Consider the following 16,420-nt stretch of genomic DNA (forward strand, 5'->3'; position numbering starts at 1 on the left):
TATTTCAGCTCAGTAATTGCTATCAAATTAAAAATAGTATTGACAAGAGCAATATGATAAATGTTGCTAAATTCAATCTTGAATTGGAAAATAATGTGAATGTTACTGATAGTAATTGGATTGTTCGCGCGGGGCTCATTTTAGATGGAAATTTTGACGGATTTCAAAAAGATTCAAATTTTTTATTTCTTGCTGATAAGTTTCATAATAAGGGAAGGGAAATAATGGATCTAAATTTGAAAAATGCAAGAACCTGTTTTTTTGCAGCTGTTAAGCTTAGAAGACATTTTTATCAATCCTCCAATCAGTATGATGTATTAAGAGCATATTACAACATTGGGAGTTGTTATTTCCACGAGTCTTATTACAGCGAAGCAATTGCTTACTTTGACTCTATTCAATTGTATTCAGCTGAGGCAGGGTTCTATTTAAGTAATTTAGCCTTAATCTTAAAATTGCAAACTTTGAACCAGTTGAATGAATTCGATCAAGCCTATAATTTGGCGAGTTCAATGATTAGTAAGATTTTAGTGCAAATGGATTCAACCCGAGGGGAGGATCCCAAACAAATCAATGAAGCATTTGGAGTTTTGGTTTCATTGGTTGAAAATTTTTTAAATATTGAACTTCAGGAAGATTACATAAAGCATTTGATGGTTGTTATAGATCAAATTGATGCTAAACTTGTAAATTATGGTCAGGTATCAATATATCAAGAATACATTGGGAGATTAGAGAATTTGAGAGGGTTTTTATTGATTGCTTTGGCCAATTTACAGCTTGATGCCCATGCAAAAGAAAAGTATTATCGATTGGCAATCACCAATTTTAGACAAGCTGAAAGTAAATTTTATGAATTGCAAGATTATGCAAGGGTTGCGATTATAAAAAGGAATTTGACTTATGTTTATTTTAAAACTTTAGAATTTGATAAAGGGATTGAGGCGGGCAGAGCTGGTATTCAGGTCTTGGAAAAACTTTCTGACCCAACACATTTTAATAACATTCCAATGTATTTAGGATTGGGAGCAAATTTGTACAAGGCCAACAAGCTTGATTCTGCAAGCATGGCTTATTTTCAAGCACTTTTGTTATTCGGTCCCAATCTTAAACCAGGAGAACTGCCGAATATTGGTGTATTCAGAATCGACTATAAATCAAGTCTTGTATTACTTGGTTCTATTGGAAGACTCCGACTCCGATTGGCTCAGGACAGTCTTGCCCTCTTGCCTTACGCCAATGCTGCCTATGATACCTTGTTTGCATTGATCAATGATTTGCGTGCAAACTTAATCAACGACGAGGCCAAGATGTTGTTGGCAAAACAATCCCAGGAATGGTTGCCGGATGCATTTGAGGATATCAAACAGCTTTATTATTTATCCAAAGATTCTTTTTATCTGGAGCAAGCTTTTAAAATTGCCGAACAGGGAAAAGCTTTCTCTTTGTTGGAAGCTTCACGATTGAAGAATGCTTCTGAGTTGTTGTCTAAAGAATTGCAAAGAAATCAGGAAGAACTAAATCAACTTGAATTAAAAGCCGTTAATGGATCAGATTCAGTGAAACATGTTGTCGAACAAAAGAAAATAGCTTTCTTGTCAAAACTAAAAAAACAAGCTCCGGACTATTTTGCACTTAAATTCAAGGGCCCCGACATCAGCATTAGTGCCATCCAGCAAAGTTTATTGGACAGCAATCAAGCCATGCTACAGTATTTTGTGCAGGAGGAGCGACTCAATGTATTCGTATTGACCAAAGATTTATTTGCTTTGGATACCATTCCAATTCATAAGGACGAACTCTACTCTTTAATCGATCAGTTCTATGACAACATCAATCCGGAAAATGAACAGGGAAGTGTAGATCCACTCAAATCGAAAAAATTTATCGAAGCCTCCAACACACTTTATCGAAACCTATTGGGAAAAACCATGGCTCAGTACACCTTACCCGAGCGACTAATCATAATACCTGATGGCAGACTCAATGATCTTTCGTTTGATGCCTTGTTGTGTAAAGTGGACGAACCGGGTAATGATCTGGTCCTGCAAGCCAAAAGTCAGAATTATCTGATACAGAACAAATCCATTAGCTACTGCTTTTCTGCCAGTCTGCTCCAGGAGATGAAGCTGCGTTCGGTAAATTCAAATCTTTCCAATCAACTCGCTTTGTTTGCTCCTGTATTTCAAAAGGAGTCCACCACACTTCCTTTTATGGTAAATCAGGAAGCAGAAGTTAAGAGCATTCAGTCACAGGTGTCCGATGCAAAGTTGAATCCTGAATCGAGCAAAGAGGAATTTTTAAAAGCCATCCAGAAATACAATTATCTCCATCTCTGCGCGCATGGTTTTGTTTCTCAGGATCCGGATCAGAGTTTTATTGCCTTTCGTCAAAATTCTACCACACCCGATACCACTCAGTTTTTCTATTTGGAGGAGCTCTATCACCACAAATTGAATCAGGAGCTCATTACCCTGACCGCTTGTGAGACCGCCCTGGGCGAGCACATGGAAGGAGAGGGAAACATCAGTCTGGCCAGAGGATTTGCCTACGCCGGAGTAAAATCATTTATCACCACGCTTTGGAAAATTCAGACCAGCGGAGCTGCACAGATCGTTCCGGCCTTTTACAAGTATTTTCTCAAAGAAAAAATGCCCAAGGATGTGGCATTGGCCACCAGCAAAAGAGATTTTCTGAATGCCGGTAAAGGAGTATATCCTGAAAACTGGGCAGGCATGATCCTGATTGGCAATACGGCTCCAGCGGCTGTTGATCAGGACAATAACTGGTGGATGTTTGTTTCGTTGGTCATCCTTCTTCTTGTCTTATTACTGTGGCAGGTTTTCAAGCGCAGATAGCACATTCCAAAAGATTTCTAAAAAACGAACAGCCGGCAAACCCAATGTTTTTATCTTTGCGCCTCATTGGGTGTTTAGCTCAGTTGGTTCAGAGCGCCGCCTTGACAGGGCGGAGGTCGGCAGTTCGAGCCTGCCAACACCCACTTTTTTTTATCATAAACAATAGACTGCAATGAAAATCCATCCAATCTTTCTTTTGGTTCTCTCTTTTACTAGCTTTGGTTTTATCCAATCCAGTTTCGCTCAATCCAAAACGGTGAATGTCAAAGAATTGATGGATAAAAAACCGGGAATTCTGATTGACGTGCGCAGCATCGAAGAATGGAATGCAGGTCATCACCAACTTGCAAAACATTACGATTGGAGCAATGGCGATTTTGAAAAAGCCAGTGTCAATTTTGATAAGAACAAGACCTATTATCTCTATTGCGCTGCTGGACGTAGAGCCGGAGACGCCGCTGAGTTCTTAAAAAAGAAGGGATTCAAAAATGCGGTAAACCTTGGCGGTTTGAGCAATCTGAAGTAGGAATATAAAATATTGATATAAAATATTTTATATATTTGATTAATATTTAATGTAATTAATTTTGAATTCTAGCTGGAATACCAGACAGGTTTCCCGGCCCAATTCTCAAGAACCCGAAAAGGCCATTTTAGTGGGTCTGATCTTGCCGGGTCAATCGGAGGCATTGGTGCAGGAGCATCTGGATGAATTGGAGTTTCTCGCCCTCACGGCCGGTGCCCTGGTGATCAAGCGGTACATCCAAAAACTAAACGGACCCGACAGCCGTACCTACATCGGCAAAGGAAAGGTGGAGGAAATAGCGGCTTACATTGATTTGTTTCCGGCGGACATGGTCATTTTTGACGATGATCTGAGTGGCAAGCAACAAAATATTCTGGAAGAAATTCTGAAAGTAAAAATCATCGACCGCAGCTTTTTGATCCTGGATATTTTTGCGAGCAGGGCACAAACCGCACAGGCGCGCACCCAGGTAGAACTGGCCCAACTCCAGTACATTTACCCAAAGCTGAGAGGGATGTGGACCCACCTTGAAAGACAGCGCGGGGGCATCGGGATGCGGGGGCCGGGCGAACAGGAAATCGAAACAGACCGCAGGATCGTCAAGGAAAAGATTGCCATTCTCAAGAAAAAACTGGAAAAAATCGATCTTCAAAACGTAACCCAGAGGAAAAACAGAGACGAGATGATCAGGGTTTCTCTGGTAGGTTATACCAATGTGGGTAAATCCACGCTCATGAATCTGGTGAGTAAATCGGATGTCTTTGCTGAGAATAAATTGTTTGCCACCCTGGATACGACCGTGCGCAAAGTCGTCTGGGATGCCATGCCTTTTTTAATGTCGGACACCGTTGGATTTATCCGAAAACTTCCTCATCATTTGATCGAAAGTTTTAAGTCCACCCTGGACGAGGTACGGGAAAGTGATATACTCTTGCATGTGATTGATGTAGCCCATCCGGCTTTTAAGGATCAGATTCAGACGGTTCAAAAAACTTTGGAGGACATGGGCCTGAAGGAAAAAAAGCTCATCATGATTTTCAATAAGATGGACCGATGGAGAGAAATCACTTTCGACGATTATGTGGATCAGGCCACCAAAAATCAGATCGAAGCAGATCTAAAGGACAGTCTTCAAAACAAATACAAGGTTCAAATGGAATTTATTTCGGCAAAGTCCATGGAAAACATCGAAAATCTCAGGGTTTTGTTGAAGGCTGAAATCGAGAAAATGTATGCAATCCGGTATCCGTATCGGGCGAAGAAGTTTTAAAGGAAGGGAGTAAGTATTTAGTTTTTAGCCTTGCAGTTTTCATCAGCGTGAGCCCAAAAAACTGACTGAGCACCGGGAGAAAAACTGTTGGGCAGTTGAGACTTTGAGCGGTTTGGAAAGAATGAATGGGAAACCGGCATTCTACAATTTGTTTTTAAATTTATACCAGATCAAATAATCAGGCATCGGCTTTGATCCAGAGTTTTAGTTTGCGGTCAAATTCGCTGCATTGCAGTTGGTAGCTGGCCGGAATCTCTTTCAGATGACTAAAATAAGTGACCAGTCTGGTACCCTGGGGCATTCCATCCAGTTGCTCCCTGACATGCTCAGAATACCGATTGTACAAGTCGCGGTGAAGCAGGAGGCTGTCATCGATTCTCTCTTCGACCGATAGATTTTCGTGGAAAGAATTGAAAAAATAAAATGCCTCGAAATCCCTGAAAGAAATGTCCAGGACATTCGCATGAATCATCTCCACCCTGGAGATTTTAAAACGCTCGCAAACGCCTCTGGCGATGCTGCAAAGATCCAGTCTTTGTTCGACCCCGTAATAATAAGCATCGGAGCAAACGGCCCCAATGGTACAGAACTTGCCGGCGCCCGCGCCGATGTCCAATATTTTCGAGACCCCGGGATGGGAAAGCCATTCGACAGCCTGTTTGCTCACCTCGAGGGGAGAGAAATGGGTCAGGGCCAATTTGCGGATCGCGGGCGGATAGATTTTATTGAATTCCGCATCGGAGATCTGCTGGCCGGATTGAATGAGTTTGAGAAGCATGGGCTTGTACAGACGATGGATGGACATGGTCCAATGAGGGCAAAATTAATTCAATCCCCGGAAGGGCTTCTCATCCATGGAAAAATTCTAACTTTGCCCAGACAAAAGGGAGCAGCACAGGCCGATGCATCTTGATTCGCTTCAAAGATTGTATCAAGCTCACAGTCAGTCGAATACAGAGAAGTATCCAAAAACTGACGGAGGCGAAGCCATTTAAAATTTTGAGAAATCCGGATTCTTTTATTCATCTGCCCCTGTGGAAGGCAGGGCATCAATTGTCGGGTGCATTGCATTGGCTCAGACCAGTGGAATATAGCCCGCGAATGGCAAAGCTACTTGTATGATTCTTAATGGGCGTTGATCCAAGAATCGTCCAGCAATACCCTGGACATGCATCTTCAAAGACCACTGAAATTTATACCCATATTGCAGATAAGTTTAAATTTGAAATAAAAAGCCCAATCGATGAAAAAGATGGCTAATACCATTATTATATTTGCAATACCTACGAAATTTCGAAAGTATAGATGTTAGAGGTAAGCGGCTCAGGACAATAACGACAATGAAATTTTTACATAACAAAACTTCTTTCAATTTTATCAACAGAACTCTTGGATAGACAATTATCAGTTTGGGACCAAACAATAAACTTCAACTGACTAACTGTGCAGTGGAACGCCATTAAAATAGTACTTATGCAGCACCTTATAGAATTGAAGTATGTCTTTATCCTTGCCATGTTGTTAACATGTTCTGTAAGTTTAGGTCAAAATATCAAGTCCGACTTTAGCCACGTAGAAATTGTCTTGGATTCGGCTTCTTTTGAAAAACTAGTCGCAAACGATTTTATTAAGAACAAATTAGCGTCTTGTATCTATGATACGATGTTGCTTTCTCCGTTGGTACTTAGTTATTACATAAATGGTCAAAATAATTTTATCCACTTCAACCCTAGCAGAGGGTACTTTGCTACACAACGAGGCACAGCTTACCTGATTTTCCAGACACGAAGACCCGGACAAGGAAAACTATTGGAACAACAGTGGCGTATGGTTGCCAAAGACTCTATTGTCTCTTATGATTTTGTGGGGTCAGATTTTACATTAACCGAAATCGTGTATAATCACCATGACCGTCTTAGTAATAAGCTGGACAATCACCTAATACCAATGTTGAGTTCTTACTCAGTTGAGAGTTTTCGGAAATGGGGACTCGGTGATTCTGTAGAAGTTAGCGTCAAGCAATTTTTATCAAGTTCGATAAGCAAAAATAAACTGTTTGAAAAAATAGTTTCTATTGAGTTGGCAATTTCACAAAAAGAGCTGAGAGACCTCATTCCTGTTTTGGAGCTAGTCGGATACAGAAAAAAGAAAAACAAATTTATTAAGCCAAATGAACCGACAATATCTTATATTATAAGCAATCAGCTAAATGAACCAAAAATTAAAAAATTGACCTTAGTTCTTACCGAGGATGTCGGTAACCAAAACTTTGACTTTGGAGGGGTAATTTTTACAATTGTGAAAAATAGAGCACAGTTTATCTTTTGACCACACAACTGCAAGCACGGGATATGCGGAAGTGGACAGATAATAACAGAATTAAACTTACAAAAATATGGACGGCTTACGAAGCCACCAGCTGCTACCAAAATGCTTATGCAATGGCGGTATTTGGTGTAAATTTGTATCTTTAGTTTTCAACCAAGGGTTTTGTCACAGTTGACAGTGACGGGTAGAACGCGGTAAACATTCCGCTATGCTTCATTTTTTAGCGCTCCTATTCCCTCCACTGCATTAGCACATAAGTTATGTGGATAGCTTAAATAAAAGTGGAACTAAATTTCAGTTGCAAATGTTAGTTGTAGTATATTTGCAGTGTGAGTAAATTTCAAAAAATAGTAGATCGTTTAATAAGTGGTTCAGGAACAATTACTTATGCTGAATTGGTCTATATTTTATCAAAATTTGGTTATAAAGAAATCAAAATAGGTAAAACAAGTGGTTCTCGGGTTGCTTTTTATAATGACTCTAAAAGGTTATTGATTAGATTGCACAAACCACACCCTGGAAACGAATTAAAAGAATATCAAACCAAGCTCATTCGAACTCATCTTGAACAAAATAAACTATTATGATAGATAGATTGGTATTTGAAGATTTTATTGGATCAGTCCACTTCTCTTCTGCGGACGAAACATTCTTTGGAAAACTTGAAGGAGTAAATGATTTAGTAACATTCGAAGGATCTTCAGTAAAAGAATTAAAAAAGTCATTTAAAGAAGCAGTATTGGATTATAAAGCCTTGTGTGAAGAAACAGGAAAAAATGTAAACAAATCATTTAAAGGATCTTTTAATGTTAGAATTGACCCTAAACTTCATGAACTAGCTTACATCAAAGCAACCAAAGAAGGCATTAGCCTTAATCAATTTGTTCAAGATGCTATGAAAAAACAACTCGTAAAATGAAAGCCATCCACTAACATTGAACTTGCGATCATGCCGCTGAATGATACCTGTTTCACTCTTAGCTAAAAATGAAATCAAGATTTACTATTGGCTTCCGTAGAAGCGCGTCACGTCGCAAGTACCAGCACGTTCGAGGAAATGCCTTCGGCATTCCCCCGAACGGGGGCGCTGACTTTGTGCCATCGGAGATAGATGCCTTCGGCAAATCCCCGAACAATGGCTTTAAGCCATTGTAACGGCCCAAAGCCAGTGCTCCGTTATGTAGGATGATAAAATATTAGGATGAACACTTTACAACTATACCAAATATTGGTATCTTTGCAAAAATATGTAGAAATGTCAAAAAACACATCAGTAACCTTAGGAGAATATTTTGAACAAATTATCGAAAAAAGTATCGAATCCGGAAGATATTCTTCTGCAAGTGAAGTCATTAGAGAAGGACTGAGACTTGTCGATGAAAGGGAACAAAAAATAAAGATCCTACGGGATGCAATCGAAGCAGGAGAAAAAAGTGGTTATGTGAAAAATTTTGACCCAGTAAAACATTTAGAAAAACTTAATAGAAGTTACACTAAATGAAGCTTAACTTTGAAATAAGTACTTTAGCGTTAGAAGATTTAGATAATATTTGGGAACATACGCTTGAAAAGTGGTCTATAGAACAAGCTAACAAATATTACAATGAGATATTTGCGGCAATTGATAAAATTTGTGAAAACTCAGATACAGGGAAACCAATCGATGAAATAAAAAAAGGACATCGTCGAATTAATGTGAAATCACATATGATCATCTACAAAGTCAAAGGAAAAACCATATACATCGACAGAATATTACATCAAAAAATGGATATTGAAAATCAGTTAAATGAATAAATCACCCTACATAACAAAGGCTATGATGATAGATTCGCTATCGCTGCATCCATCACATAGCCTTGGACGTTCGAGGAAATGCCTTCGGTATTCCCCCGAACGGAGCACTGACTTTGTTTCATAGGAGATAGATGCCTTCAGCACTATCCCCGAACAATGGCTTTAATACACTGTAAAGGCCCAAAACCATTGCCCCGTTGGCAGTGATTTTTGAAAGACTGCCTAAACAAAATTCCAAAACATAAAAAATCAAAAAAAATGTTGTCCATTCGGACAACATTTTGTAACTTTGCGCCGTATGGGTGAAATAAAACTAAGGACAGTTACATTGTATAAAAACTACTTTACTGACTTCTTTGAAAAACAGAAACAGAAAGTAAAGGACAAAATATTATGGACATTTAGAATTATTGAAACTCAACAGAATATCCCGACCGACTATTTCGTACATATGATCGGGACAGATGCACTATACGAAATCAAAGTAAAGCAAGGAAGTGACATTTTTCGCATTTTCTGCTTTTTTGACGAAGGCAAACTTATTGTTTTAGCGAACGGTTTTCAAAAGAAAACACAGAAGACACCAAAATTAGAAATTGAAAAAGCTTTAAAAATTTAAAAGGAATATGAACAACAAAAATAATTTAAAAACACTTGACCAATTTGTTGAAGAACAATATGGCAAGAAAGGAACCGCTAAACGTGACAAATTTGAAAAAGGTTTTGAAGCCTTTAAACTTGGTTTTCTGATTCAACAAGCTCGACTTGAGAGAGGAATGACTCAAGAAGAACTTGCAGAAAAATGTGGAACCAATAAAGGTTACATTTCAAAAATTGAAAACAACATCAAGGAAGTTCGTATTTCAACACTTCAAAAAATTGTAGAACTTGGACTTGGTGGACACCTTGAACTTTCAATTAAACTCTGAAAACAGGTTGACTAACGGAAAATGAAAAATCACTGCTGACAACGTGCAAGCAAGAGCAGGGCAATATCCTCTTTTTCAAACTATTACTTACCTTTGGTATAAAGTGACGGTGTTCGCATTTTTTGTTCAACTTGCCCCCTGCCCTCGCCTGCACGTGCTCCGTTAGCGGAAACCCTAAAAGACGACAGCACAACAATTCACGGACAGAAAATGGAACCAAACAAAAGGGACAATATAAATAACAAACCGAATGCCCGAATCGTCAGCCAACGCAATGAAGATTTATTTTTTGCCGACCCACATTTTTTGTTTTTTAATTTTTTGCCAATCGCACAATTGGCACAACTTGTCCCGACGTGGCGGGATTGGCTTTTGCCCCATCTGCACGACTTGTCACGCTCCAGCGGGAAGCCGACCCTTCGCAAAACCAAAAAGCCTGTCCCGATTTTTCGGGAAGCCATTTTTTGCCAACGCATCGGACGATAGCAACAACCTTGACATTGATAAATTGTTGAAAAATATGTTCAATATATTGCACCATTTTAAACTGATATTTTTACCTTTGACACTTTAACAAATTAAACAACGGGGGCAACGCTATAAATTCTGCACACAGACAAATGAGACCAAATAAACCAGGACAAGTAGCAAAGTTTCACTCACCGCTACCAGACGAAAATCCAGACCAACTTTACGTAGTTTTAGAAATCAAAGAAGACGTTGAAAGACCAAGAGCAGACATTAAGGCTCTTAACACAGGACTTTCATTTCCTCCTATCAACATAGTTTTACTTGACGACCTTGAATTTGTAGAAGTTGGCACTTCTGACCTTGTAGGTCACGAAGTAACAATTAGCAAAGCCGACTATTCACAAGCGACAGGAAAAGTTGTAAAAGTGAGCGAACAGAAAATTATACTCGACCTTACAAAAGGGGTTAAAGCTGTGGAGACAAATGTTTGGCTGACTATTCTAGACAAAGACGGAAAAGAACATACCGGAACCTTGTTTGTAAACTAATTACAATTTCATGCCTACAGATTTAAACGCAACAGAATCTCAGATTAAAGATTATCGCCTGAAACTGGGTGATAAAATCAGGCAGGTGCGTGAATAAAGAGGATACAGCCAGGAACAGTTGGCGGAAATGATGGACATCAACCGCTCCACCATTTCAAAAATTGAAAATGGCAAATTCAGCATTACGGTGGACTACCTTGTTCGGTTTTCCATTTTTCTCGATTATGAATTTAAAATAATTGAAAGGTAGCCAATGACAGATGTACACGACAAAGCTACCCGAAGCTACAATATGAGCCGGATAAAGGGAACCAACACCAAACCTGAAAAGCTGGTGCGAAAATACCTGCATGCAAACTACATTAGATACAGGCTTCACAATAAAAGTCTGCCCGGAAATCCGGATTTAACGCTTAGCAAATATCACACAGTGATTTTTGTAAACTAGAATTTTCTATTAAGAACCTTATTAATGAATTATGAAATATTGGATTGAAAAAACCCTTGTAAATGGAAGGCAAGATAGATTGGAAGGTGACCGTGCTCTTGGAAAAGCTTTATGGTCTCCTCAAAAAGACAAGAGAGGCGCTGATATTTACAAAAATATGAGAGTTGTTAAATCTGGAGATGTCATTATTCATTTAATAGACAACTTGAAAATAGTAGCTGTATCAATTGCAAGAACAAATGTCATTGAATCAATCGGAATTCCAGGAACTGAATGGGATGGACCAGCTTATCTAATTCAACTAGAAAATTTCGAGAAATTACTTCCTGAATTATCTAGAGATTTAATACTTAATCCCAAAAACAAAATATTATTGGATGAGATTAATAATGAATCGGAGGTTTTTTATAATAATAAATTAGAATTGAGACAAGGAGCCTATTTAACCCCTTGCCCACTCAAACTACTTACACTAATAAACAACGTTTATAAAAGCATTTCCAATAACAATTTACCTCATGTAATTAGCTCTGATTTATTAGACGTTAATATAAACAAAAATGCCGAATTCAATTTTAATAATCTAAAAAATTCAATTAAAAACTCTGGATTGTCCTATTCTGATATTTTATTCACAAGATTCACCGCCTCCCTCCTCACCAAACCCTTTGTCATCCTTACAGGTCTTTCCGGTTCAGGTAAAACCAAACTGGCACAGGCCTTTGTGCAGTGGATTTGTCAGGATGAAAGTCAGTACCGAATCATTCCTGTGGGTGCCGACTGGACCAACCGCGAACCGCTGCTTGGCTATCCCAACGCCCTGAAGCCTGAAGAATATGTGAAACCCGACAGCGGTGTGCTGGATTTAATTATTCAGGCCAACCTGCAGCCCGACCTGCCGCATTTTCTGATACTGGACGAAATGAACCTGAGCCATGTTGAACGGTATTTTGCAGACTTCCTGAGTGTGATGGAATCGAATGAGGAAATTCCGCTATATACCGGAAATATAGAAAACGGAGTGCCTGCCAGGTTAAAAGTCGCTTCCAATCTGTTTATAATTGGTACCGTAAACATTGATGAAACCACCAATATGTTCAGCCCCAAGGTACTCGACAGAGCCAACACAATTGAGTTCAGGGTTACGCAGGTTGAAATGGCAAACTTTCTGAGAAACATCAAGGACATTAACATGGATGCACTTAGCGGAAAAGGTGCCGGAATGGCAAAAAGTTTTCTGGAAATGGCTGTCAGCAAAGATTTTACTACGACAGATATTGATGAAATCAATACTGCTTTGGTTCAGTTCTTTAGCGAGTTGAAAAAGACCGGAGCAGAATTTGGCTACCGCAGTGCTACTGAAATTTTACGATTGATTCATCAGCTTACTGTTTTGGATAATACGCTTACCACCAATCAAAAGATTGACATTGCCATTATGCAGAAACTGTTACCCAAGCTGCACGGTTCACGCAGAAAATTGAGTCCGGTTCTGGAAAAGTTGGGGGCTTTTTGTGTTACCGACAAGATTAAAGTGATTACAGATGTTTTCGGTAAAGATGATTTTGATTTTGAGAATAGCCCTGAAGTTCTTTACCGCTTATCATTGGAAAAAATAGCCCGTATGTATAAAGGAGCTATTGATAACGGATTTGCAAGTTTTGCTGAAGCATAATATTTCTAAAATGACAACTTCTTCATTAAATAAAAAGTTTTACAAACAGATTGTAGATTTACTACTGTCGGCAAGAAACAATGTAGTGCGTGCGGTAAATCACACAATGGTTTACACCTACTATGAAATAGGCCGTATGATTGTGGAAGAAGAACAAAATGGCAAAGAAAGAGCAGTTTATGGCAAAGAACTTTTAAAAGGCTTGTCTGCTGCACTAAATCAGGAGTTTGGCAAAGGTTATTCGGTCGATAACCTGGAGAATATGAGGCGCTTTTATCTTGTTTATGGAAAATCCGAAACAGTGTCTCGGATTTCGCAAAATCAAATTCCCGAAACAGTGTCTCGGAAAAGAAGTTTGAAAATCCTGCAAACAATATCTGAATCAGATAGCGAAAAATTGGAAACATTGCCTGCGGTTTTCGGCCTAAGCTGGTCTCATTACCTTATTCTGATGAGAATAAATAATGTTAATGAGCGAAAATTCTATGAAATAGAATGTTCAAAGAACAACTGGAGCGTTCGTGAACTGCAACGCCAGCTGGATTCTGAACTCTATACTCGCCTGACTTTAAGCAGGGATAATAACAAAGTAAAGGAATTGTCGAAAAAAGGGCTGATTATTGAGCAACCCATAGATGCAATAAAAGACCCCTATGTGCTTGAATTTCTTGGATTGCCCGAATTGTCATCTTATTCAGAGACTGAACTGGAAGAACAAATTATCAGCAAACTGGAACATTTTCTGTTAGAACTTGGCAATGGATTTACGTTTGCAGGCAGGCAGGTTAGATTCACTTTTGATGAGGAACACTATAGAATTGACCTAGTATTTTATAACAGAATTTTAAAGTGTTTTGTATTAATTGACTTAAAGATAGGAAAACTAAAACATCAGGATCTTGGTCAGATGCAGATGTATGTTAACTATTACGATCGCTTTGTAAAACTTGATGATGAAAACAACACTATTGGTATTATTCTGTGTAAAGACAAAAAAGATTCCATGGTAGAAATTACCTTGCCTGAAAACAACCAACAGATTTTTGCGAGTAAATATAAATTGGTATTGCCCAGCAAGGCTGAACTAAAGAAAATTATAGAAGAATAAGCCAACAGTGAAAGAACTATCTGAAATAACACTGGATTTAAGCCATATAGAAAGTAGTCTCTCGCTAACTATTACTGAGAGATCTGTTAACACGCTGTTTGTAAAGGAAGATGCAGAAGAGTATGGTGAAGCCAAGTATCAGCTGAAAGAAGGGTGTTTTTATGATTATGAATTAAGCAACCGTGAATATTATCTGGCAGATCCGTTTGATAATATTGTCCAGCCACACAAAAGAGTTCCTCATGTAGGAAGAATAGCACCCAATATTTATGTGGGGACGCTTGAAATTCCGGTATTTAAAGATGGCGAATCAGCACCCATTGGTAAGGTAAGCATCGAGGTGCAATCAATAAAAGCAGATTATCGTAACGATTACCGTGATATGCTGGAACTGATTACAGAAAAATGCACAGACCTTTTATTGCAGGCAAACTCACCAGTAACTCAACATTTTGAAATTGATTACACCAAAGACAGCCAGTCACTATATCAGAAATTTGCATTCATTAAGTCAGTAATCGGAACTGACGAATTTGCCGAAGCGATACACAGGATTGTAACAGCACCGGTAACCAAATGGACGGAAACCATAGAAGAAAAAGATATTCGAAATGCCAAAAGATTTTCGAATACCAATATTAAGGAAATACTTAAAGGCAGTAAGCGAACCAAATTACCGCAAACGCATTATTTGAGAAACTTCGGAATTGACACATTGTCCGAAAGAATCACAACCGTCAGAAAAACAGATTCGGTTGATACGCCAGAAAACCGTTTTATAAAACATGCGCTTGAAAACTTCCTGAAGTTTTGCATGGATATAAACAACAAGGCTAAAGATTTTGGCCATAAGAAAATGGAGAACGAATCGGAAATACTGATTCGTGAACTGGAAAGTCAGCTGCACCATACCGTTTTTAAAGACATTTCGAGACCAACAACATTAAAGCTTAACAGTCCGGTGTTGCAACGAAAAGAAGGTTACAGGGAGGTGCTTCGTGTATGGCTCATGTTTGACCTTGCTGCAAAACTCATCTGGAAGGGCGGAGACGACATTTACAGCGGTGGCAAAAAAGACATTGCTACCTTATATGAATACTGGCTCTTTTTCAAATTACTTGATTTGTTTCAGGAATTATTTGAAATTAAGGCTGAAGACATCGAGAAATTAATCCAGCCAACTGATGACGGACTGCATTTACAACTTAAGCAAGGAAAAGAGACAGCGTTAGAGGGTATTTATAACTCAGGTACCAGAAAACTGAATATTCGTTTTAATTACAACCGTTCCTTTAGTGGAAAGAAAAATTATCCTGTTTCAGGTAGCTGGACAACCACCTTGCGCCCTGACTATACACTTTCATTCTGGCCTTATGGAATTTCAGAAACGGAAGCGGAACAACAGGAACTGATTGTTCATGTTCATTTTGATGCGAAATACAAAATAGCCAACCTGACCGATTTTCTGGAACATATTACAGAAAACGCCCTTGACGAAGAAAAAGCGGAGAACAGAAAAGGTATTTACAAAAATGCCGACCTGCTTAAGATGCATGCGTATAAAGATGCCATTAGAAGAACAGGTGGCGCTTATGTTTTATATCCCGGTGATAAATCCATCAACCAAAAAGGATTTCACGAAATCATCCCGGGACTTGGTGCATTTCCGGTAAAACCATCAAAAACCGATAGCGGGATTGGAGAACTCAAAGCATTTATTCTTGAAATAATTGAACACTTCATAAACCGTTCTTCACAACGGGAGAAAATTGCTTTCAGAACATTTGACATTTATAAAAATCCACCTGAATCTGACAATGTGGTCAAGGAACCTTTGCCAGAACCCTATAACACCAATAGAGACTTAATCCCTGATGACACTTTCGTTCTGGTGGGTTATTGCAACTCAAGGGAACAATACGACTGGATTCAACGAACCGGACTTTACAATTTCAGAATGGGTTCAGGTACAGGTTCTCTTGTACTCGACAAAGAAACAGTTAGTTCAAAATACTTATTGCTTCATACTTCAGGAGACACTGACTCCGGTAACTTATGGAAGATTGTAAGCAGAGGTCCTAAAGTATTTTCAAAAGACGACTTAATCAGAAAAGGCTATCCTACCCCCTCTCAGGACAATTATCTGGTGATACAAATTGAACCTGTAACAGACACCGAATTTAAATATGTAAGCTGGGACTTTAGAAAGCTTTCAAATTACTCGTCCGGAAGAGCATCTGCATTTCCGTTTACAACCAGCTTGACAGAATTAATGAAAAATAAAATCAGATAATATGCCATGCCTTCACAGCCACACACATAACCATGCCCCGCAAGCAATCGCTAGAGCCAAAACCTGGCAAAGATTGTGTCTGTCCAACCGCAACTCTGAAAGACAAACATACGGAGAAAAGAAGGGCGAACTGGTAACAGCGTGTTGCCTCTATTGGCGGTGATCCCGC

18 protein-coding genes and 1 tRNA gene are annotated in these 16,420 nt (G+C 39.0%); 17 read left to right on the plus strand and 2 right to left on the minus strand.

All coding sequences use genetic code 11. The annotated features are described in order from the left end of the window. The first annotated feature begins 53 nt into the window (after window positions 1–53). From IPM48_07395 to hflX, 4 genes are all read left to right on the plus strand, one after another. A complete protein-coding gene (locus IPM48_07395; GenBank protein ID MBK9271406.1) occupies window positions 54–2,858 on the plus strand; it encodes a CHAT domain-containing protein in 2,805 nt (934 codons plus the stop codon). Between the two features lie 68 nt (window positions 2,859–2,926). Then, window positions 2,927–3,001, plus strand: a tRNA-Val gene (locus tag IPM48_07400). A 29-nt stretch (window positions 3,002–3,030) separates the two neighbouring features. Then, a complete protein-coding gene (locus IPM48_07405) occupies window positions 3,031–3,384 on the plus strand; it encodes a rhodanese-like domain-containing protein (protein ID MBK9271407.1) in 354 nt (117 codons plus the stop codon). Between the two features lie 61 nt (window positions 3,385–3,445). Next, complete coding sequence (hflX, locus tag IPM48_07410) at window positions 3,446–4,654, plus strand: GTPase HflX (protein ID MBK9271408.1); 1,209 nt, start codon at window positions 3,446–3,448, stop codon at window positions 4,652–4,654. Window positions 4,655–4,832: 178 nt separating this feature from the next. On the opposite strand, the gene IPM48_07415 is transcribed toward hflX, so the two are convergent. Continuing rightward, entirely contained in the window at window positions 4,833–5,459 is a 627-nt protein-coding gene (locus tag IPM48_07415) for an SAM-dependent methyltransferase (protein ID MBK9271409.1), read from the minus strand. A gap of 668 nt (window positions 5,460–6,127) precedes the next feature. Between IPM48_07415 and IPM48_07420 the strand changes: the two genes are divergently transcribed. The 7 genes from IPM48_07420 to IPM48_07450 all read left to right on the plus strand — a co-directional run bounded on the left by IPM48_07420 (window position 6,128) and on the right by IPM48_07450 (window position 9,708). Beyond that, window positions 6,128–6,982, plus strand: coding sequence for a hypothetical protein (locus IPM48_07420; protein ID MBK9271410.1), 855 nt, complete (start codon window positions 6,128–6,130; stop codon window positions 6,980–6,982). A gap of 329 nt (window positions 6,983–7,311) precedes the next feature. Then, entirely contained in the window at window positions 7,312–7,569 is a 258-nt protein-coding gene (locus IPM48_07425) for a type II toxin-antitoxin system HicA family toxin (protein MBK9271411.1), read from the plus strand. Further along, window positions 7,566–7,901, plus strand: a complete 336-nt coding sequence (locus IPM48_07430; GenBank protein MBK9271412.1) for a type II toxin-antitoxin system HicB family antitoxin — start codon at window positions 7,566–7,568, stop codon at window positions 7,899–7,901. The genes IPM48_07425 and IPM48_07430 overlap by 4 nt, the downstream gene beginning before the upstream one ends. 336 nt (window positions 7,902–8,237) lie before the next feature. Beyond that, window positions 8,238–8,483: a type II toxin-antitoxin system ParD family antitoxin gene (locus IPM48_07435; protein MBK9271413.1), complete on the plus strand. Its 246-nt coding sequence runs from the start codon at window positions 8,238–8,240 to the stop codon at window positions 8,481–8,483. Continuing rightward, window positions 8,480–8,779: a type II toxin-antitoxin system RelE/ParE family toxin gene (locus IPM48_07440; protein MBK9271414.1), complete on the plus strand. Its 300-nt coding sequence runs from the start codon at window positions 8,480–8,482 to the stop codon at window positions 8,777–8,779. Before IPM48_07435 ends, IPM48_07440 begins: the two co-directional genes overlap by 4 nt. A gap of 298 nt (window positions 8,780–9,077) precedes the next feature. Then, entirely contained in the window at window positions 9,078–9,398 is a 321-nt protein-coding gene (locus tag IPM48_07445; protein MBK9271415.1) for a type II toxin-antitoxin system RelE/ParE family toxin, read from the plus strand. Between the two features lie 7 nt (window positions 9,399–9,405). Then, window positions 9,406–9,708, plus strand: a complete 303-nt coding sequence (locus IPM48_07450) for a helix-turn-helix transcriptional regulator (protein ID MBK9271416.1) — start codon at window positions 9,406–9,408, stop codon at window positions 9,706–9,708. Window positions 9,709–10,021: 313 nt separating this feature from the next. Here IPM48_07450 and IPM48_07455 read toward each other — a convergent pair whose 3' ends face one another. After that, on the minus strand, window positions 10,022–10,249 hold the full coding sequence (locus tag IPM48_07455) for a hypothetical protein (protein MBK9271417.1): 228 nt from the start codon (window positions 10,247–10,249) through the stop codon (window positions 10,022–10,024). A 79-nt stretch (window positions 10,250–10,328) separates the two neighbouring features. Between IPM48_07455 and IPM48_07460 the strand changes: the two genes are divergently transcribed. The 6 genes from IPM48_07460 (at window position 10,329) to IPM48_07485 (ending at window position 16,251) form a co-directional block, all read left to right on the plus strand. Continuing rightward, entirely contained in the window at window positions 10,329–10,727 is a 399-nt protein-coding gene (locus tag IPM48_07460) for a hypothetical protein (protein MBK9271418.1), read from the plus strand. A gap of 127 nt (window positions 10,728–10,854) precedes the next feature. Beyond that, the gene (locus tag IPM48_07465; GenBank protein ID MBK9271419.1) at window positions 10,855–10,977 is read left to right on the plus strand and encodes a helix-turn-helix transcriptional regulator; all 123 of its coding nucleotides are present in this window, start codon (window positions 10,855–10,857) and stop codon (window positions 10,975–10,977) included. 3 nt (window positions 10,978–10,980) lie between these two features. Next, window positions 10,981–11,175, plus strand: coding sequence for a hypothetical protein (locus tag IPM48_07470; protein ID MBK9271420.1), 195 nt, complete (start codon window positions 10,981–10,983; stop codon window positions 11,173–11,175). A gap of 31 nt (window positions 11,176–11,206) precedes the next feature. Then, on the plus strand, window positions 11,207–12,850 hold the full coding sequence (locus IPM48_07475) for an AAA family ATPase (protein ID MBK9271421.1): 1,644 nt from the start codon (window positions 11,207–11,209) through the stop codon (window positions 12,848–12,850). 10 nt (window positions 12,851–12,860) lie between these two features. Then, on the plus strand, window positions 12,861–13,958 hold the full coding sequence (locus IPM48_07480; GenBank protein MBK9271422.1) for a DUF1016 family protein: 1,098 nt from the start codon (window positions 12,861–12,863) through the stop codon (window positions 13,956–13,958). Between the two features lie 7 nt (window positions 13,959–13,965). Continuing rightward, the gene (locus tag IPM48_07485) at window positions 13,966–16,251 is read left to right on the plus strand and encodes a DUF2357 domain-containing protein (protein MBK9271423.1); all 2,286 of its coding nucleotides are present in this window, start codon (window positions 13,966–13,968) and stop codon (window positions 16,249–16,251) included. The last annotated feature ends 169 nt before the right edge of the window (window positions 16,252–16,420 follow it).

This window comes from Saprospiraceae bacterium (genome assembly GCA_016715965.1).
In the GTDB taxonomy this organism is placed as follows: Bacteria; Bacteroidota; Bacteroidia; order Chitinophagales; family Saprospiraceae; genus Vicinibacter.